General features: G+C 68.3%; 16 protein-coding genes. 2 read left to right on the top strand and 14 right to left on the bottom strand.

The features are described 5' to 3' along the window. Window positions 1–22 precede the first annotated feature (22 nt). Window positions 23–928 carry a LysR family transcriptional regulator gene (locus tag IB268_RS09795; protein ID WP_054456859.1) on the top strand — a complete coding sequence of 302 codons (906 nt, stop codon included), beginning with the start codon at window positions 23–25 and terminating at the stop codon, window positions 926–928. Between the two features lie 67 nt (window positions 929–995). Here the strand turns inward: IB268_RS09795 and IB268_RS09790 are convergent, their stop codons facing one another. From IB268_RS09790 to IB268_RS09750, 9 genes are all read right to left on the bottom strand, one after another. Continuing rightward, window positions 996–1727, bottom strand: a complete 732-nt coding sequence (locus IB268_RS09790) for a pseudouridine synthase (protein ID WP_054456635.1) — start codon at window positions 1725–1727, stop codon at window positions 996–998. A gap of 37 nt (window positions 1728–1764) precedes the next feature. Then, window positions 1765–3264, bottom strand: coding sequence for a M81 family metallopeptidase (locus IB268_RS09785; RefSeq protein ID WP_192354170.1), 1500 nt, complete (start codon window positions 3262–3264; stop codon window positions 1765–1767). A gap of 33 nt (window positions 3265–3297) precedes the next feature. Then, window positions 3298–3933 carry an ANTAR domain-containing response regulator gene (locus IB268_RS09780; protein WP_054456633.1) on the bottom strand — a complete coding sequence of 212 codons (636 nt, stop codon included), beginning with the start codon at window positions 3931–3933 and terminating at the stop codon, window positions 3298–3300. 2 nt (window positions 3934–3935) lie between these two features. Next, window positions 3936–5099, bottom strand: coding sequence for a transporter substrate-binding domain-containing protein (locus tag IB268_RS09775; RefSeq protein ID WP_054456632.1), 1164 nt, complete (start codon window positions 5097–5099; stop codon window positions 3936–3938). Between the two features lie 61 nt (window positions 5100–5160). Next, complete coding sequence (locus IB268_RS09770) at window positions 5161–5877, bottom strand: ABC transporter ATP-binding protein (protein WP_192354169.1); 717 nt, start codon at window positions 5875–5877, stop codon at window positions 5161–5163. Further along, window positions 5874–7703: an ATP-binding cassette domain-containing protein gene (locus tag IB268_RS09765; protein ID WP_192354168.1), complete on the bottom strand. Its 1830-nt coding sequence runs from the start codon at window positions 7701–7703 to the stop codon at window positions 5874–5876. Before IB268_RS09765 ends, IB268_RS09770 begins: the two co-directional genes overlap by 4 nt. After that, window positions 7696–8529 carry a branched-chain amino acid ABC transporter permease gene (locus tag IB268_RS09760; protein ID WP_054456630.1) on the bottom strand — a complete coding sequence of 278 codons (834 nt, stop codon included), beginning with the start codon at window positions 8527–8529 and terminating at the stop codon, window positions 7696–7698. Before IB268_RS09760 ends, IB268_RS09765 begins: the two co-directional genes overlap by 8 nt. A gap of 53 nt (window positions 8530–8582) precedes the next feature. Further along, the gene (locus IB268_RS09755) at window positions 8583–9749 is read right to left on the bottom strand and encodes a substrate-binding protein (protein WP_054456629.1); all 1167 of its coding nucleotides are present in this window, start codon (window positions 9747–9749) and stop codon (window positions 8583–8585) included. A gap of 39 nt (window positions 9750–9788) precedes the next feature. Next, window positions 9789–10679 (bottom strand): nitrilase family protein, encoded by an 891-nt coding sequence (locus tag IB268_RS09750; protein WP_054456628.1) that lies wholly within the window; start codon window positions 10677–10679, stop codon window positions 9789–9791. Between the two features lie 278 nt (window positions 10680–10957). On the opposite strand from IB268_RS09750, the gene IB268_RS09745 reads away from it, so the two are divergent. Beyond that, window positions 10958–11578, top strand: coding sequence for a chorismate lyase (locus IB268_RS09745; protein ID WP_119449517.1), 621 nt, complete (start codon window positions 10958–10960; stop codon window positions 11576–11578). Window positions 11579–11588: 10 nt separating this feature from the next. Here the strand turns inward: IB268_RS09745 and IB268_RS09740 are convergent, their stop codons facing one another. Genes IB268_RS09740 through IB268_RS09720 form a run of 5 tightly spaced genes read right to left on the bottom strand, consistent with a single transcriptional unit; the run spans window position 11589 to window position 18195 of the window. Then, entirely contained in the window at window positions 11589–12452 is an 864-nt protein-coding gene (locus tag IB268_RS09740; protein ID WP_192354167.1) for an oxaloacetate decarboxylase, read from the bottom strand. Window positions 12453–12465: 13 nt separating this feature from the next. Beyond that, a complete protein-coding gene (locus IB268_RS09735) occupies window positions 12466–13863 on the bottom strand; it encodes an FAD-dependent oxidoreductase (RefSeq protein ID WP_119449515.1) in 1398 nt (465 codons plus the stop codon). Next, on the bottom strand, window positions 13860–14468 hold the full coding sequence (locus IB268_RS09730; RefSeq protein ID WP_054456624.1) for a cysteine hydrolase family protein: 609 nt from the start codon (window positions 14466–14468) through the stop codon (window positions 13860–13862). Before IB268_RS09730 ends, IB268_RS09735 begins: the two co-directional genes overlap by 4 nt. Window positions 14469–14479: 11 nt before the next feature. Beyond that, a complete protein-coding gene (locus IB268_RS09725) occupies window positions 14480–16528 on the bottom strand; it encodes a hydantoinase/oxoprolinase family protein (RefSeq protein WP_192354166.1) in 2049 nt (682 codons plus the stop codon). Further along, window positions 16525–18195, bottom strand: a complete 1671-nt coding sequence (locus IB268_RS09720; protein WP_054456622.1) for a hydantoinase B/oxoprolinase family protein — start codon at window positions 18193–18195, stop codon at window positions 16525–16527. Before IB268_RS09720 ends, IB268_RS09725 begins: the two co-directional genes overlap by 4 nt. Window positions 18196–18202 lie beyond the last annotated feature (7 nt).

Here is an 18202-nt window from a genome sequence, read left to right as displayed (position 1 = left end):
CGCCATGAAACGCTTGCAAGGCATGGAACTATTCGTCGAAGTCGCCAAAACACGCAGCTTCAGCCGCGCGGCGGCGATGCTCGGCGTGCCGAAATCGACACTGTCCCGCCAGGTGGCCGAGCTGGAGCGCTCCGTCGGCTTGCGGCTGCTCAGCCGCACCACGCGCAAGGTCGAACTGACCGACGCGGGCCGGCTGTACTTCGACCGCTGCCAGCGCATCGTGGCCGAGGCGCAGATCGCCCATGAGGAACTGCAGAAGCTGGTCGATACGCCGGCCGGGCCGCTGCGGGTGAACATGCCCGCGGATTTCGGCACGGACTTCCTGGCTGAATCGTTCATGGAATTTTCCCGCCGCTACCCCGACGTCACGTTTTTCCTGGACCTGGCCAACCCGGACCACGCGCAGCGCGTGTTCCAGACCTGCGATGTTTCGATCGAAATCGGCGAACTGCCCGATTCGTCACAGATTGCGAGGCTCTTGGGCATGCTGCCGGCCCAGTTGTACGCCTCGCGCGAATACCTGGAGAAGCACGGCGAACCGCGGCATCCCAGCGACTTGACCCGCCACGAGTGCATAGAGTTCCGCGCCAAGGGCGCCGGGCAGGTGACCCGCTGGCCCCTGACCGACGGCCAGCAGCACATCGAATTCACGCCCGGCAACCGCTTTTCCGTCAACGGCGTCGCCATGGCCCGGCGCCTGGCCCTGCTGGGCGCGGGCATCGTGGTGCTGTTGGGCGACCAGTTGGCCGAACAGCAGTCCGGCCAATTGCAGCGAGTGCTGCCCGACTGGCAACTGGGTCCGTTCCCGGTCTACGCGGTGACGGAGACACGGCTGCTGCCCGCCAAGACCCGGATCTTCATCGAATTCCTGATGGAGCGCCTGGGCGACGTCGGGCAAGCGAAGAATACTCCCGCTTTCATGAAATAAACGGAAGCCGGAAACAGACTGAAAAATTTAGGACTGGCCGACAACACCTGTCGGTCAATTCGACCAATCAGAAGCGCTCGTCTTCACGCAGGTAGCGCCATTGGCCCAGCGGCAGGTCGCCTAGCGACACGCGTCCGATGCGCACGCGTTTCAGGCCGATTACCTTCAGGCCGACCAGTTCGCACATGCGCCGGATCTGCCGTTTTTTGCCTTCCCGCAGCACGAAACGCAGCTGGTCGCTGTTCTGCCAACGCACCTGCGCCGGCTTGAGCGCCTTGCCGTCCAGGGACAGACCATGGTTCAGCAGCGCCAGCCCGTTGTCGGACAGGTTGCCCTGCACCCGCACCAGGTATTCCTTGTCCACGCTGGAATCTTCGCCGATCAGGTGCTTGGCGATGCGGCCGTCCTGGGTCAGCACCAGCAGGCCTTGGGAATCGATGTCCAGGCGGCCGGCAACGGCCAGCCCGTCCAGGTGCGAACGCTCGAAACGCTGCGGCGCGCGGTCGCCCGCAAAGCGGGAGCGGGAGTCGATCAGGGCCACGGCGGGCGTGTAGCCCTTTTCCGCCTGGCCCGAGACGTAGCCCACGGGTTTGTTGATCAGGATGGTGACGCGCGAGGTCTGGCGCGCCTGCGCGGCGCGTTCCAGGGTGATGACCTGGTCAGGGTAGGCCCGCGCGCCCAGTTCGGACACGACGGCGCCGTCCACGCGGACCCAGCCGCGCTCGATATAGGTGTCGGCCTCGCGGCGCGAACACAGCCCACGCTCGGACATGAGCTTGGAGATACGTACTTTTTCCATGGCCGGTATTGTATGCGGACGCCATGCGCCACACTCTTCATGCCGCGGGGTCGTAGTCCGACGGCGCCATCGGATCCAGCGGATGGAGCGGCCGGCTGCGCCGCTGATAGGGAAACAGCGCGAAGTCCGAGCTCGTGACGCCCGCGCTGGCGCATTCCACCAGCGCCTGGGAGATAGGTTCGAACACAGGGCGGCAATACATGCGCGACTTCACCAGCACGAAGCGCGCCCGGCGGGGGTCCAGCCCCATGCTCTCGAACACGCCCAGGTCCCAGGGCTCGTGCGTTCTCTCGGTGATCACCAATTGCGCAGCGCCTATGTCCAGCACCGCGCTGCGGCCCATGCATGCCGTCTGCCCCGTGTACGTCGGACCGGTAATGACATATTCGCCGCCGGTCACGGCGCGGACCACCCCGCGCAGCAACACGGGCGCCGCCGGGCGGCCGATGGCCGGAATCGGCCGTTTGTTGCCCACCGCCAGCTCCACCTGCGCGCCCTCGCCCGCCGCGATCAGCGCGGCGACGGCCTCGGGGTCACAGTACAGGCCCGCAATGATGCCCGTCAGGCCGGCGTCGACCGCGGCTGTCAGCACCTCCATGGTGTCGCAGGTGCCGCCGGACATGCAGTTGTCGCCATGATCCAGCAGAAGCACGGGCTTGTCCGCGCCATGGGCCAGTTGCGCCGCGCGGGCCAGCGACTCGCCCAGGGGTTCGCTGTCGTAGAAGTAACCGTCGCGCTCGGCCCAGATGGCCTGCGCCATTTCGCTTGCGACCCGTTCCGCCTGCTCCTGCGGCCCGGAGCCCACCACGACCACGCTCAGGCATGGGTTGGGGATGTCAGCCAGGGCGAAGCCCGCCAGCACGGAGACGCCCAGCATGCCGTCCGCTTCCGCGCGCCGAGCCGCCTGCACCGCACGGAGCATGGCGCCCTGGGCCGTGGCGCTGCGCAGGGTGTGCGTCATCAGCGGCAGGCGGCGCCAAGCCATGACCGGGCGCGGACCGCCGTTGAGCCAGTCATACAGGATACGGCCCGCGTGCTCCCCGGTCTCGTACATGTCCACATGCGGGTAGGTCTTGAAGCTGACGACCACGTCGGCGTTGGCCATCATCTTGGGCGTGACATTGCCGTGCAGATCCAGCGCCACGGCGATGGGCACGTCCGGCGTGCGCCGCCGCAGGCGCTCCAACAAGTCGCCCTCGCCATCGTCGGTGGTCTCGGCCACCATCGCGCCATGCAGATCGAGCAGGATGGCGCCACAGCCCTGCGCGCCGGCCACGATCGCGTCGCACAGTCGGCTGTAGGCATCCGCCGACACCGGGCCGCTGGGGTAGGCAGTCGCGGAAACCGGCGTGACCACGGTCGCGCCGTTGGCCTCGGCAATATCGATGAAGGCCGACATGGCCGTGCGCTTGCCCTTGTTCTCGGCATAAGCCTGGGCGCCGAAGGCGGGACCGTCATTGCCGAACGCGGACAGCGGCGTGGGCACCGGCGAGAACGTGTTGGTCTCGTGGTTCAGGCGGGCGATCATGACCTTCATTGTCCGGCTCCTCTGCATACGCATTCCGTGTGTTCAGTTGTTCTGGGACGGCCCCGGGCGCAAGGCCCCCAGGCCAAGCTTTTCCATGGCCTCGCTGGCCTCGACGATCATCGCGGCCACTTCCGCGACGCTTACGCGCAGGCCCGTCGCCCGGGTACGCATGTGCTCATAGGCGGCGCGCTCGTCCAGGCGCTGGTGGTCCATCAGCACGCGGATGGCCTTCTCGATGACGCGTCGCGCCTTGATCGTGCTTTCCAGCTTGTTGATCTTGGACTGCTGGCGGCTCTGGAACTGCTTGGCCGAACGCGCCAGCACCAGCGTGCTGAGCACGCCCGCCGAGCGGAACGGCCGCGTCAGCACGCCGTGCGCATTGGTCTTTAGCAATTGCTTCAGCGTGGTCGGGGTTTCGTACTCGGACAAGGCGATCAGGGTGGCCTCGACCTCGCTGGCCGTCCAGGCGGCGCTGTTGCGGCCGCATTGCGATACCTGGAAGAAGATGACGTCCACCCCTGCGGGCGGGCCATCCGGAAACGGCCAGTGCAGATGGATGCGGCAACCGATGCGCTTGAGCTGTTCGACCAGCAGGTCGCGGTCCTCGCCGGGCGGATACACCACGGCGACGGCCACGCTGCGCAGGTCCTCGTAGAGGCGGCGTAGGCTATGGTCCATGGCTATTTCAACCAGAACTCGTCCAGGCCGAACGCGGTGAGGTACGGGTCCGGCTTCACGGGTTCGTCGCTTTCCCAGACGATGTCGAAGCGACCGTCCTCGCGGCACACGCCTATGCGCGGCGTCAGCACGCTATGGTTGTTTTCCGCCAGCACGGACATCTGCCCGTCCGGCGCGTCGAACTGCACCTGATGCACCGCCTGCACCAGTTTGCGGGTGTCCATGCTGCCCACGCGCTGCAAGGCACGTGCGAACAGGTGCATCTGGCTATAGCAGGTCTCGGCATAGACGCTGGCGGGATGGTCGCCGAAGCGGGCGCGCCAGCGTTCCAGGAAATGCGCGTTGGCGGGCGTATCCACCGTATTGAAATAGGTCGCAGCGGTGATGTGGCCCACGCAGCGCCGCGGTCCGATCTCCGCCACCTCCGACTCCGCCATGGTCAGGCTGGCGATGGGGATGTGCGCGGTGGCTGCGCCCTCGGCCTGGCAAGCCTCGTGGTAGCGCTGGTAGAAGCGCTGCGCATCGGAGCCGATCAAGGTGGAAAACACCACGTCGGGCTGGATGCGGCGGATGTCCGCCACCACGTCGTTGATCTCGCTGTCGTCGCAGCCCAGCGGCAGATAGGTTTCATCCAGGATCTCGCCGCCATGCTCCTCGACCGTCTCGCGCATGATGCGGTTGGTCTCGCGCGGGTAGATATAGTCCGCGCCCACCAGGAAGATGCGCGAACCGCAGTTCTGGATCAGGTATGCAGCCAGCTGCATGCTGCCCTGGTTCGGCGCCGCGCCGGTATAGATGACGTTGGGCGAATACTCGAAGCCTTCGTAGACCGAGCCGTACCACAGCAGGGAATTGCTGCGCTCCACCACCGGCAGCATGGCCTTGCGGCAGTGCGAGGTGCAGCCGCCAAAGATGACGCTGACCTCGTCGTCCAGCAGCAGCCTGGCCGCCAGCCGGCGGTACTCTTCGGCGTCGCTGCGCGGGTCGTACACCACCGGCGCCAGCGGCCGCCCCAGAACGCCGCCCAGTTCGTTGATCTCTTCCACCGCCAGTACCGTGCCGAAGAAGTGCTGCGATTCCGTGGTTCCGGTGACGCCGCTGCGCGAATAAAGCACGCCGATGCGCCAGCCCGGCCGCTCTGCGTGCTTGTCCTGGGGCGTACTCATGAGGGAATCCTTGAACGGGTAGTGCGCGTGTGCGTCATGGCGAATCCGGGCCGCGTGGCCTTCATACTTTCAGATGAGCAATGATATTGCCCGCCGCCTCTGGCGCGCCAGCCTCGCCTTCATCGACGATGCTGCCCTGCTTGAGCACCAGGTAGCGATCGGCCACGTCCAGCGCGAACGCCACGTTCTGCTCCACGATGAACATCGTCGTGCCATGCTGCTCGCGTTCCCAGTTCAGCGCGCGGCCCAGGCGCTCGATCACCGAGGGCTGCAGCCCTTCCGTAATCTCGTCCAACAGCAGCAGCGCGGGCCGCTGCATCAGGCCGCGCGCCACCAGCAGCATTTTCTGCTCTCCGCCCGACAGGGTGCCGGCGTGCTGGCGCAGGCGGCTCGTGAACACCGGAAACAGCTCCGCGATCTCGGCGAAGCGTTCGTCGAAGAGTTGGTCGCGCGGCAGCCCCAGGCGCAGGTTGTCGCGGATGCTCAGGTCGGGAAACAGCGGCTGTTCCTGGGCGGCGTAGGCCACGCCGCAACGCGCCACTTCGTGCGGCCGCAGCCGGGTGGCGTCGACTCCGCCCACGCTGACCCGCCCGCGCTGCTTGGGCAGATAGCCCATGACGGTCTTGAGCAAGGTGCTCTTACCCATGCCATTCTTGCCCAGCAGCGCGACGCAGGCGCCGCGCTCGACCGTGAGCGACACGTCATGCAGCACCATGGCCCTCTTGTAGCCGCTGGATACCGCTTCCATGTGCAACGCCGGCGCTGCGATGCTCGTCATTGCCCTGCTCCTTGCGCGGCCGGCGCGCTGCCGGCGTAAATGGTGCGCACCAGTTCGGATTCCACGACCTCGCGGAATCCTCCGTCCATGACGATGCGGCCCTGGTGCAGGACCACGATGCGCGTTGCGATCTCTTTGACGAAATCCAGGTCATGTTCCACCAGCAGGCAGCACAGGCCATAACGGTGCGCCAGGGACGACAGCACGTGGCCGATCTGCAGGCGTTCGGCCTTGCTCAGCCCGGCCGTCGGCTCGTCCAGCAGCACGATGCCCGGTTCCAGCGCCAGCACCATCGCCAGTTCCAGCGCCTGCTGCTGTCCGTGCGACAGGTCGCGCGCCACACGGTCCAGGCACTGGTCCAGGCCGGTCACGCGCAACGTTTCAAGCGCATAGGGCGGCAGATCCAGCGTGGAAGATCGGCGCCACCAAGACGGCCGTTCGCGCAGCGTGGTCGCGATGCGCAGGCTTTCGGCCACCGTCAGCGTGTCGAACACGTTGGCGTTCTGGAACTTGCGGCCCAGTCCGTGGCGCACGCATTGTTCAGGACCATCGCGCCGCAGCACTTCGTGGCCATAGAGTTCCAGCCTGCCCTGGGAACGTTCGGCGCCGTCCGCGATACAGCGCATCAGCGTAGTCTTGCCGGCGCCGTTGGGGCCGATCAGCCCCAGCAGTTCGCCGCCGCGGGCTTGCAGGTCTATGCCTTCCAGCACCTTCAGGCTCCCGAAGTGCTTGGACACGCCCGCCAGGCTCAAGGCCTGGGCCGCGCCGCCGGCCTGCCGCACAGGGACGACGCGCTCGCCCAGCGCGGGCATGGCCGCGCGCCCTGCCCTTGCGCGCCATGGCGCGGTCAGCAGGGGAAGCAGCCCGCGCGGCAGCAGCAGGATCACCAGCACAAAGGTCACGCCCAGCAGCAGTTGCCAGACGAACGGCATGTTGCCGCTGAGATAGGAGCCCGCGACGTTGATGAGGATGGCTCCCAGCACCGGCCCCCAGATGGTGCCGCGCCCACCCAGCGCGACCCAGATGATCAGTTCCGTGCCGAAGACGAAGCCCGTCAGCTCCGGCGCCACCACGCCGCTGAACGCGCCATAGCCGAAGCCCGCCAGGCCTGCCACCGCGCCGCAGGCCACCAGCAACGCGATGCGCCAATGGGCGGTGTTCAACCCGAGGTAGCTGCACCGCGCCTCGTTGTCGCGCAGCGCCACCAGGACGCGGCCGCCGTCGCTGCGCACCACCACCCAGGCCAGCAGCGCCACCGCCGACAGGCCGCCTGCCGCGATCACGTACCAGGCCTCCAGCGACAGGTCGAAGGTTTCGTAGCCCGTCAGGCCGGATGAAGAGCCGGTGTAGGTGCCGCCGGACAGCACCAGCTGCATCAGCACGATGGGCAGCACCAGCGAAATCACCGTGGCGAAGAATGGCGAGGCCCCACGGTAGAACGACAGCCAGCCCGTCACCAGCGCCAGCAGCGCCGCGGCGCCCACCGCGGCCAAGGCAGCCAGCGCGGCGATCGCGGGCGAGAATCCGTAGTGCGTGAAGGCCAGGCCCGCGGCGTACGCGCCCACCCCGAAAAAGGCGGACTGGCCGAAAGTCAGGTAGCCGGTGTAGCCCCACAGCACGTCCACGGTGACCGCCGCCACGGCGAAGAACAGCGCCTTGATCAGCACGTTCAGCAAATAGGTGTCGAACAGCCAGGGACCCGCCGCGGTCAGGACCAGGCAAAGCCCGGCCAGGCCCAGCAGGCTGCGGCTGCGCGCGGTCTTTTGCGCCGAGGCGTCGTCAGCGGCGCCAGCCAGCGTTTGAGGGATCAATGCGCGGTCAATCATGGGCGAATCCTTGAGGACGCAGACGCAGCGTCAGCGCGGCCAGGACGGCGATGGTGACGCCGCCCAGGATCGGGCTGACGTAGACGCTCACCAGCACCTGGCAGGCGCCATAGAGCAGGCAGGTCAGCAGCAGCGCGGTGATCGAATGGCCCGACACCATGACCAGCATGAAGGCGCTGACCAGCCACGGCAGCCCCATGTTCGGGTCGACGCTGGACAGGGGCGTGATCAGCGCGCCGGCCAGCGCGCCCAGCCCCGCGCCCAGGCCGAATGTGGTGAAGCGGATGCGCTCGGCGTTGATGCCCAGGCCGCGCGCCAGATCCTCGTTCATGATGACCGCCCGGGTCCGCACGCCAAAGCGCGTGCCGCTGAGCAGCAGGGTCATCGCGGCATACATCAGCAATGCCGCCGGCACCAGGAACAGGCGGTATGCCGAATACTCCGTCCCAAGAAAGGACACGGCGCCGTGGATGGGCGAATCGGCGAACTTCACTTCGCGCCCGAAGGCCATGGTGATGAGCTGGCCGATCACGATGCCCAGTCCCCAGGTGGCCAGGATGGCGTCCAGCGGCCGCTTGTACAGCGGCTGCACGATCAGCCGTTCCACGCCCATGCCCACCAGCACGCCGACCGCCAACGCGAACGGCAGCGCCAGCCAGGGATTCAGCCCCAGTTGCGTCACCACCAGGCTGGCGTAGCTGCCCAGCGTAAGAATCGCGCCGTGCGCGAAGTTGACGATCTTCATCACGCCGAAGATGATCATCAGCCCGGCCGTCACGATGAACAGCATGGCGGCCGTGCTCAGGATGTCCAGCAGCAAACCCATATCGCTCTCCGGCGCCGCCGGCAGGACCGGCGGCGCTTGTCATGGCATGGCCGTCACTTCAGGTCCGGACACTGCGCGCCCGGGTCGACCTTGTCGAAGGTTTGCAGGATCTTGATGGAACCGTCCTGCTGCACCTGCCCCAGGCGCATGGTCAGCGCCGCGTGGCGCTGGCGGTCCATGGTCACCGGGCCGCGCGGGCCATCGAACGTGACCGCGCTCAACGCCTGCACCACCTTGGGCGCATCGGTGCCGCCAGCCTTTTCGACGGCCGCCTTGTACAGGTAGAAGGCTTCATACTGCGGCGCGGAGAATTCGTTGGCGGTCTTGGCGTCGTTGCCGAACTTCGCCTTCAGGGCGTCCAGGAATTTGCGGTTCTGCGGCGTGTCGATGCTGGTCAGGTACGAGGCCGACATGTACATGCCCACTGCCGTGTCGCCCATGGTCTTGGCCGTGCCTTCGTCGATCGCCAGATTGCCGTAGGGCATGGCCAGGCCAGCAGCCTTGACCTGCTTGGCCAGGCTGACGTTGGGCCCGCCGCCCGCCGTCGAGCTGATCAGCGCGTCCGGGTTGGCCGAGCGTATCTTGGAGACCACCGGCGTCCAGTCGGAACCGTCGATCGGCAGGTACTCTTCTCCCACCACGCGTCCGCCCTGCTTTTCGATGTATTCCCGCGTGAACTTGAGCATGCCGCGGCCGAAGGCGTAGTCGCTGCCCACCAGGAAGAAGGTCTTGGCCTTGCGGTCCTGCATGAAGTGGTCCACCACCGGCGCGACCTGCTGTTCCGGCACCCAGCCGTTCACGTGCAGCCAGCGGTTGCACGACCGCCCTTCATAGAATGACGTGTAGATATAGGGCACCTTGCCGCGCGACACGATGGGCAGCGCGGCGTTGCGCGCCGCGCTGGTTTCCATGGCGATGATGGCATCGACCTTCTTCTGGAACACCAGGGTGTCGTAGGCCTTCTGCGCCCCGACCGCGCCCGAGGCATCGTCGGCGATCTCCAGCACGATCTGGCGGCCGAGGATGCCGCCGGCCGCATTGATCTCGTCGGCCGCCAGTTGCGAGGCCTGCACCACGCCCGGCGCGACCACGCTGTTGGCGCCGGACAGGCCGACGGGCACGCCGATGCGCAGCGGTTCGGCCGCGTGCGCGCTGGCGGCGCCAGCCAGCAGTGCGACAAACGACAGTCGGATCCGGCAGCTATTCAATAGGCTCTTCATGGGTTTTCTCCTTGGGGGGGTACGGCCGTGGACCGTCGTTCAGCGTTGCCGCGGGCCTGCGGCGGCGCCCAACTGCTCGTCATAGATGTCGCGGCGCCTGTCGCGCAGCACATGGTTGAAATCGTTCAACTGGCGCGCACGGCGCGACGCCTTCAGGTCTATGGGCGCCAGCAGCACCTCCTCCTGGTCGATGCTGGCGGGTCCCGCCGCCGTCCAGCCCTGGGACCCCACGATCAGGCTGCGGCCCACGAAGGGCTGGCCGCGCTCGGTGCCGACGCGGTCCGCGCACACCACTGTCAAGCCGTTGCTGTGGGCGCCGCTCATGGTCAGCGCATGGGCCATGACCGGTCCGTCGCGGGTCTGCCCCGGCATCGGCACCCAATTGGTCGGCACCGCCACGATGTCCGCGCCGCGCACCGCCAGCAGCCGGTAGACTTCGGGAAACCAGCCGTCGTAGCAGATGGCCACGCCGATGCGGCCCAGCTCGGTATCGAACACCGGCAATCCCAGGTCGCCCGCCTCGAAATACAGGTTCTCGTCGCCCCACAGATGCAGCTTGCGATAGGTCCCCAGATAGCCATCCGGACCCGCGACCAGTGCGGAGTTGTAGAGACGCCCTCCGGCGCGCTCCGCGATGCCCGCCACCAGATAGATGCCCAGGCGCTGCGCCAACGCGATCCACGCCTGCGAGCTCGGGCCTTCCGGCACTGGTTCAGCCAGGGCGTAGGCCTCCTCGCGGCTCTCGAACATATATCCCGTGTTGGCCAGTTCAGGCAGCACCACCAGCCGCGCGCCCTGGGCCGCGGCCTGCTCCACCAGTTCGATGGAACGCGCGATGTTGGCGGCGGTTTCGCCGATCGCGGGCTCCATCTGCACGCTGGCCACCCAGGTCACGGCGGCGGGAGAACGTTGCGGTTCCGACGCTTGCATGCGAGCTCCATATTCAGAAATTGAAAACGAAAAAGCCCCCGACCACGCATTGCGTGCAAGTCGGGGGCTTCTATAGCCAAGACTGTATGTTCAGGCAGCAATCATTGCTGCGGGGTACTGCAAGCCATTCAGGTCAATGTTGACCGTGTGCGAATGATAGGGAGACGCGGGTTCCTGGGACAATAAGTGCTTTCCCGGACGATATTCCGGCGGGAGTCCGGCACTGCGTCATTGCGACGCATTGGGTCGTCCCGCCCGGCTTGGCATAATACGCAGCCATGAGCAAACCCGCAGCACACCACCCTCCCCTTGCCGCAGGCTGGCTGGCCAGCGCGCCTCCCATCCTGCCTCCTGCCCCGCGCCACTGGCTGTTCCGCCCCGGCGCGCTGACCGCCGGTTTGCGCCAGGTTGGCCAGGTGCGCCTGCGCGTGCTGGCCGAATACGCGGATGGCGCGCCGCCGGACGAAGCCCGGGCGATGGGTCTCGCGCCCGGCACGCCGGTGTGGATTCGCGAGGTGCTGATGTCGGTCAATGGCGTGGACAGCGTGCCTGCCCGCAGCCTGACGCCGCTGCGCGCCTCTCACGGCGCCTGGCAAGGCATGCGCCGCCTCCTGACCCGGCCATTGGCGGACATGCTTTACCACGACAGCACGGTCGAGCGTTCGCCGTTTGCCTGCCGCCGGCTGGCCTCGCCGGTGCCGTTCCATGCCACCGCGCTGGGCGTATTGCCGGCCGGCCAGCGCGACCGCGATGGCGGACGCATCTGGGCGCGCCGCTCGGTGTTCTGGCGCCAGGGCCAGCCGCTGCTGGTGGCCGAGTGCTTCCTGCCGGCGTTCTGGGAGCTGGTCGCCGATCAGCCGGTGCCGCCGCTGGTGCCGCATCAGCGCACGCCGCGCTGACACCCCGGCCTCAGCCTTCGTAGCGGCGCCCGCGCTCCAGCAGTTCGGGCGTGCCGATCACAGCGTTCAAGCCGTCGAAATCCAGCATGCCCTCACGCCAGGGCGCGGTCGTGCCATGCTGGCGCAGGCTGGCGTAGTATCCCTGCAGCGTGTGCGCCACCGCGCGCGCCGTGCCCCCCGGGAAGATGACGATGCGGAATCCCAGCGCGGTCAGCGCATCGGCGCTTTGAACCGGGGTCTTGCCGCCTTCGACCATGTTGGCCAGCAGCGGCACGCGGTGCGCAAAGCGGCTGCACGCCGCCTGCATCTGCTCCGGCGTGCGCAATGCCTCGATGAACAGCGCGTCCGCGCCCGCTTCCAGATACGATTCCGCGCGGTCCATAGCCGCTTCCAGTCCCTCCACTGCCAGCGCGTCGGTACGCGCCAGGATCAGGGTGGACGCATGCGCGCGGGCATCCACCGCGGCCCGCAGCTTGCCGCGCATCTCGGCGGCCGGGATCACGGCCTTGCCGTCCAGATGGCCGCAGCGCTTGGGAAAGGTCTGGTCTTCCAGCTGGATCATGGCGGCGCCGGCGCGCTCCAGGCCGCGCACGGTGCGCTGCGTGTTCAGGGCATTGCCGAAGCCGGTGTCGGCGTCGACGATAACGGGCGTGGCCACCCGCTCGGTGATGCGGGCCAGCGTGTCCTCGACCTCGCTGTACGTGGTAAGGCCGATATCCGAGCGGCCCAGCCGCGTGTATGCGATGGACGCGCCCGACAGGTATAGCGCGCCGAAGCCCGCCTGTTCGGCGATCAGCGCGGACAAGGCATCGTAGACGCCGGGAGCCAGCACGGCGCCGCCGGCCAGCTGTGCTTGCAGATTCTGTATTTGCATGGTCTGGAAAATCCTAGGAAAGCTCGCGGCCCAGCAGGGATGCGGCGGTCGCCGCGGCGATATGGCCGCCCGCCACTGCGCTGAGCAGGCCATTGCCGGACAGGTAGCCGGACACGTCGTTGCCCGACACGCCGCGCGCCGCGCCGCCTGCGGCCAGCAGATTGGGCAAGGCATGGCCCATCTGGTCCAGCACGCGGCAATCCGCGTCGATGTCCAGGCCACCTTGCGTATGGAACAGCGCGCCTGTCACCTTGACGGCGTGATACGGCGCCTGCAGCGTCCGCTCGAAGCGCCGGCCGTACGGATCGGCGGCGTCGGGGGCCACGCTTGCGAGCGTCGCGCGCAGCGTCGCTTCGTCGCAGCCGATCACCCCCGCCAGCGCAGCAACGTCGGCGCAGGTCTTCAGCGCCTGACCCGCCTCTGCCTGGACGAAGTCCGGAAAGCCGCGCGCCAGCGCCAGCGTGCGGTCGTCGAATACGTTCCAGGCCACGCCGCCCGGTTGCTCCAGCACATGCACCGCGGCCTCGGAATAGCCGTGCGTCTCGTCATGAAAGCGCCGCCCCGCGCCATTGATCTGCACGCCGCCGTCCATCATCACCGCCCAGGAGATCAGTGCGCCCTGCGGCGTGGCCCAGGAGCCATGCCCCTGGTAGCCGCCCAGGTCGGCCAGGCGCGCGCCCAGCTGCACTCCCCATTCGATCGCGCTGCCGTCGTTGCCGACGTGGCCGCCGTAGACGGCCTCGCGCATGGCCGGCAGATGCTTGCCCACCATCGCCGCGTTGCCGCCAAAGCCGTTGCAGGCCAGGATCAGCACGTCGCAACCGATCACGTCGATGGAGCCGTCCGGCCGCTCGCAGCCCACCGCCGTGATGCGGCCGGCTTCGTCCGTCCAGATCTGCCGCGCCAGGGCGCGGGTCAGCAGATAGGCTCCGGCTGCGGTGGCGGCGCGCTCCAGCGCGGCCACCAGGGCCGCGCCCGTGCGCTCGGGCAAGGTGTGCATGCGGCGGGCGCTGTGGCCCGGATACAGGAAGCCGTCCAGCACCTGGAAATCCAGGCCGTGGCGCGCAAGGTTGTCGATCGCGGCAGCTGCCGCGCCCGTGTAGGCATCGACCAGCTGCGGCGCGGCCGTGCCGCCGGTCTTGGCCTGGATATCCGCGGCAAAGCGCTGCGCGTCGTCCTCGATGCCGGCGGCCCGCTGCGCCGCCGATCCCGCTGCCGGGATGAAGCCCGACGACAAGGCGGTGGAGCCGCTGGGCGCGGCGTCGCGCTCGATCAGCACGGTCTCGATGCCGGCATCGGCCAGGCGCAGCGCGGCGGTCAGGCCGCAAGCGCCCGCGCCGATGATGGCCACCGGCACGTGCATCGCGTCCGCGCCAGGCGCTGCACCCCGCAGGACTTGCGGCGCGCTCACGAGGCCAGCCTGTCCAGGAATTCCTGGCAGGACAGCACATCGGCCACGGTGCGCAAATCCGCCAGCGCGGCATCATGCATGGCCGGCGTGGGCGCGGCGCAGCCATCGGCCAGCACCGCCACGTGATAATCCCGCATGTGGGCGTCGCGCGCGGTGCTGGCCACGCCGCCATTGGTGACGATGCCGGCGATCACCACGTTCGAGATGCCCGCGCGCCGCAGCACCCAGTCCAGCTGGGTATTGAAGAAGGCGGAATACGCCACCTTCCAGACCGACACGTCCACCAGTCCGTCCAGTTCGGCGACGTTGGCCTGCCCCTTGGAGCCGGCGACGAAATCGCCCTTGCGCAGGAACGGGCGCAACTGCCGCAGATGCGGCGAGATCATGGGTTCGCCGTGCGCGTCCGGCCATAGCGTGAACTGGCTGGCCGCCACAAAGCCGCCTCGCTCCTTGAGCTTGCGGGCCACGGGCGCGACCCGGGCGGGCAAGGCCCGCGCCTGCGGACTGACAGCGCCGCCGCGGTCGTAGGCGCCGCCGGGCGCGAGGAAATCGTTCTGCAGATCGATGACGACCAGCGCTGTGCTGCGGGGATCGAAGGCTGACATGGGCTCTGCTCCTAGGAAGCCTGGCGGGCGATCAGCAGATTGCCCAGGGAATCGACCTGGCCGGCAAAGCCGGGCTCGATCCAGATCGTGGTGTCGGGCTGCTCCAGGATGGCGGGTCCCGCCACCTCTGCGCCCACCGGCAGGTCCAGCCGCGCATAGCGCACGGCGTCATGCCATTGCCCGCCATGGAAGACGGGCTGCGTGCCCAGCGCGTCCGGCATCGCGGTGCTGGTCGGCGCCAGCAGCGCCAGATCGAACTTGGGGCGCTGGCCGATGCGCGCATAGCGCAGGTTCAGGATGCGCACCGCGATGCCGTCCAGGCTGCGGCCGAAGGCAGCGCGGTAAGCGCGCTCGAAGGCGGCGCCGATGCCGGCGCGGTTCAGTTCATCCCGGCCGACTTCCACTCGCACCGTATGGCTCTGACCCACGTACAGCATGTCCAGTTCGATGCTCTCGCGTATGCCCTGAAAGCCCACGCCGGCGGAATCGAGCCGCTCCTGGCAGGCCAAGGCCAGGCCGTCGATGCGGGCCAGCAGGTCGTCGGCGTCCAGGGCGGCGAGCGCCACGTTCAGGGTCTGCACGCCGTCATGCCGCATGTCGGCCATGACGCAGCCCAGGGCCGAGGTCACGCCGGGGTAGCGCGGCACGATGCCGCGTGCCGCGTCCACTTCGTTCATCATGGCGCAGACGTGCAGCGCGCCGCCGCCGCCAAACGGCATGTAGGCGAACTTGCGCGGGTCGTGGCCGCGCTCGATGGACACCACGCGGATCGCGCCCGCCATCTTGGCATTGGCCACGGTCAGGATGGCCTCGGCCGCGGCATGCACGTCCAGGCCAAGCGGCTTGGCCACGTGTTCCTCGATGGCGGCGCGCGCCAGCGCCACGTCCATGGTGGCAAGCAGGCCACCGCCCAGCGGGCGCTCGGCCGCGATGCGGCCCAGCAGCACGTTGGCGTCGGTCACGGTGGGACGGGTGTTGCCCCGGCCATAGCAGGCCGGCCCCGGCACGCTGCCGGCGGATTCGGGACCCACCTGCAGCAGGCCGCCCGCGTCCACGCTGGCAATCGAGCCGCCGCCCGCGCCTATGGTTTCGATCTGGATCATGGGCGCGCGCACCACCATGCCGAAGTCGATGGCGGTCTGCGCCGACAGCGAGGCCTCGCCGTCCGCCACCAGCGACACGTCGAAGGAAGTGCCGCCCATGTCGCCGCTGACCACGTTGGGAAAGCCTGCGGCGCGCGCGATCGCAGCGCAGGCGATGACACCCGCGGCCGGGCCCGACAGCGCGGTGCGCACCGGCACGTCGCAAGCGGTCTGGCGCGACATCACGCCGCCGTTGCTCTGCACCACCAACAGTTCGCCGCCGAAGCCGTTGTCCTTCAGATCCGCTTCCAGCCGGGTCAGATAGCCGCCGACCACCGGCTGCAGCGAGGCGTTGAGCACGGCCGTGGAACAGCGCTCGAATTCGCGGATCTCGGGCAGCACCTCGGTCGCGGCGGTGACGTTGCCGTTGGGCCAGAGCGCGCGCACGCAGGCCGCGGCCTGCGCCTCATTGGCCGGATTGGCATAGGCATTGACGAAGAAGAGGCAGACCGCCTCGCAGCCTTGCTCCAGCAGTTGGCGGGCCGCGGCCTCGACCTGGGCCAGGTTTACCGGCGTGTCGATGGTGCCGTCGGCCAGCACGCGCTCCTCGACTTCCAGGCGCAGGTCGCGCGGAACCACCGGCTCATAGTTGCCGCGCAGGCCCCAGGTCTGGGGCCGGTCGCGACGGCGCATTTCCAGCACGTCGCGAAAACCTGCCGTGGTGATGATGCCGGTGCGCGCCACCTTGCGCTCCAGCAGCGCGTTGGTGCCTACCGTGGTGCCGTGCACGATGGTGGCGATGGCGTCCGCGCCATCGGCCACGCGGGCAATGCCGTTCATGAAGCCGCGCGCTTCCTCGCCGCGGGTGGAAGGCACCTTCACCACGCGGGCGCTGCCGCCCGCCTCGTCCAGCACGAATATATCGGTGAACGTGCCGCCCACGTCCACGCCTACGACCAAGCCTTGTGCCGCGCTCATGCCGACTGCTCCTTCAGATTTCCACTTACATAGCCCATCTTGCGGTCATGCTCGCGCGCCGCCTGCGTACGCGCGGCAGGCTCGCCATAGCCGCCTCCCCCGGGCGTTTCCAGCCGAACCCGGTCGCCGCGCTGGAGCTGGATGCCCAGCATCTTCGAACGCATGGGCGGGGTCTGCCAGCCACCGTCCTGCTGATAGCGGAAAACGTTCAGCGCCGCTTCCCTGCCGCCTGCGATGCCCTTGGGCGCGCTCTTGCCGCGCTCGCCGAAGATGAAGGCTTCGGCGCTGTCTTCCAGCAGTTCGATTTCATAGATGGCGCCCAGCCCGCCGCGGTGCTGGCCGTCGCCCGCCGAATCGGGCCGCAGCGCCCATTGCGTGAAACGCACGGGATAGGCCGCCTCCAGGATCTCCAGCGGCGGAATGGTGGCCGTGGAGATGGGCGCATTGCCGTGGCTGAGCCCGTCGCCGTCTGAATGGCCGCCGTGGCCGCCGCCGAAGAAGCTGAACATCACCCAGCGCTGGCCGCGCCGGGCGGGGTCGCTGCGGTAGCCGGCGATCGACAAGGCATTGATGGTGCCGTAGGCCTGCGCCAGCGCGCGCGCCGGCTCGGCCTGGGCCATGGCGCAGAAGATCACGTCGATCATGCGCAGGATGGTTTCGGTATAGCCGCCGACCGGACGCGGGCGGTCCGCCGAGATCACCAGGCCGTCCGGCAGCACCACGTCCACCGCGTCCAGCACTCCGGCGTTGGCCGGCACGTCCGGGAACAGGTGCTTCAGGGCCACGTAGCAGGCCGCGATCGCCGTGGCGCGGGAGATGTTCACCGGCCCGGCGCAGGCCGGCGAGGTACCGGTGAAATCCAGCGTCAGACGCTCGCCCTGGACTATGAGATTGAGCGCGATGCGCAACGGCTGGTCGCGCACGCCGTCGTTGTCCAGCATGTCTTCGAAGGCGTACTCGCCGTCGGGCAGGCGCGAGATATGGTCGCGCATCAGGCGGCGCGCCCGTTCGCGCAGCGTGTCCAGCGATTCCAGCACGGTGGCGTCGCCGTATTCGTCGAGCAGGCCATCCAGCCGGCCCGCGCCCAGTTCCAGCGCCGCCAACTGACCGTTCAGGTCGCCCCACAGGCTGTCCGGCAGGCGCGTATTGGCCTTCAGGATGGCCAGCACGTCCAGGTCGAGCACGCCCGCGCGCACGATGCGCACCGGCGGAATCTGCACGGCTTCCTGCCAGCATTCAGTGGCGGCGGGGTTGTAGTTGCCCGGCACCGCGCCGCCGACGTCATGCCAGTGGGCCGCCGAGGCCAGGAAGCAGAACAGCTTGCCGCCGCGGAACACCGGACGCACCAGCTTGAAGTCGTTGGCGTGGGTGCCGCCTTCGTAGGGATCGTTGAACAGCCAGACGTCGCCGTCGACCATGCCGCCCCGCTCGGCGGCCGCCTTGGCCGCGGCCTTGACGGCGAATGCCATCGCGCCCACGAATACCGGCAGGCCGGACTTGCCCTGCACCAGCGTGGCGCCGGTGGCGGCGTCGTACATGCCGTGGCAGGCGTCGTGGGCCTCGGCGATGATGGGGTTGAACGCGCTGCGGTACAGCGTGGCGTCCATCTCGTCGGCGATCTGTTCCAGGCGGCCTTTCAGGACCGCGAGTGTGACGGGGTCAAGCATGATGTGG

This window comes from Achromobacter sp. ACM01 (assembly GCF_014851745.1).
Taxonomy (GTDB): domain Bacteria; phylum Pseudomonadota; class Gammaproteobacteria; order Burkholderiales; family Burkholderiaceae_B; genus Achromobacter; species Achromobacter aegrifaciens.
Note: the sequence above shows the minus strand (reverse complement) of the source record. Positions and strands in the feature narration are given on the sequence as shown.

Bases quoted from the DNA above. Each gene is read 5' to 3' on its own strand.
- IB268_RS09795 (WP_054456859.1), top strand. From the start codon at position 23: ATGGAACTATTCGTCGAAGTCGCCAAAACACGCAGCTTCAGCCGCGCG.
- IB268_RS09790 (WP_054456635.1), bottom strand. From the start codon at position 1,727: ATGGAAAAAGTACGTATCTCCAAGCTCATGTCCGAGCGTGGGCTGTGT.
- IB268_RS09785 (WP_192354170.1), bottom strand. From the start codon at position 3,264: ATGAAGGTCATGATCGCCCGCCTGAACCACGAGACCAACACGTTCTCG.
- IB268_RS09780 (WP_054456633.1), bottom strand. From the start codon at position 3,933: ATGGACCATAGCCTACGCCGCCTCTACGAGGACCTGCGCAGCGTGGCC.
- IB268_RS09775 (WP_054456632.1), bottom strand. From the start codon at position 5,099: ATGAGTACGCCCCAGGACAAGCACGCAGAGCGGCCGGGCTGGCGCATC.
- IB268_RS09770 (WP_192354169.1), bottom strand. From the start codon at position 5,877: ATGACGAGCATCGCAGCGCCGGCGTTGCACATGGAAGCGGTATCCAGC.
- IB268_RS09765 (WP_192354168.1), bottom strand. From the start codon at position 7,703: ATGATTGACCGCGCATTGATCCCTCAAACGCTGGCTGGCGCCGCTGAC.
- IB268_RS09760 (WP_054456630.1), bottom strand. From the start codon at position 8,529: ATGGGTTTGCTGCTGGACATCCTGAGCACGGCCGCCATGCTGTTCATC.
- IB268_RS09755 (WP_054456629.1), bottom strand. From the start codon at position 9,749: ATGAAGAGCCTATTGAATAGCTGCCGGATCCGACTGTCGTTTGTCGCA.
- IB268_RS09750 (WP_054456628.1), bottom strand. From the start codon at position 10,679: ATGCAAGCGTCGGAACCGCAACGTTCTCCCGCCGCCGTGACCTGGGTG.
- IB268_RS09745 (WP_119449517.1), top strand. From the start codon at position 10,958: ATGAGCAAACCCGCAGCACACCACCCTCCCCTTGCCGCAGGCTGGCTG.
- IB268_RS09740 (WP_192354167.1), bottom strand. From the start codon at position 12,452: ATGCAAATACAGAATCTGCAAGCACAGCTGGCCGGCGGCGCCGTGCTG.
- IB268_RS09730 (WP_054456624.1), bottom strand. From the start codon at position 14,468: ATGTCAGCCTTCGATCCCCGCAGCACAGCGCTGGTCGTCATCGATCTG.
- IB268_RS09725 (WP_192354166.1), bottom strand. From the start codon at position 16,528: ATGAGCGCGGCACAAGGCTTGGTCGTAGGCGTGGACGTGGGCGGCACG.
- IB268_RS09720 (WP_054456622.1), bottom strand. From the start codon at position 18,195: ATGCTTGACCCCGTCACACTCGCGGTCCTGAAAGGCCGCCTGGAACAG.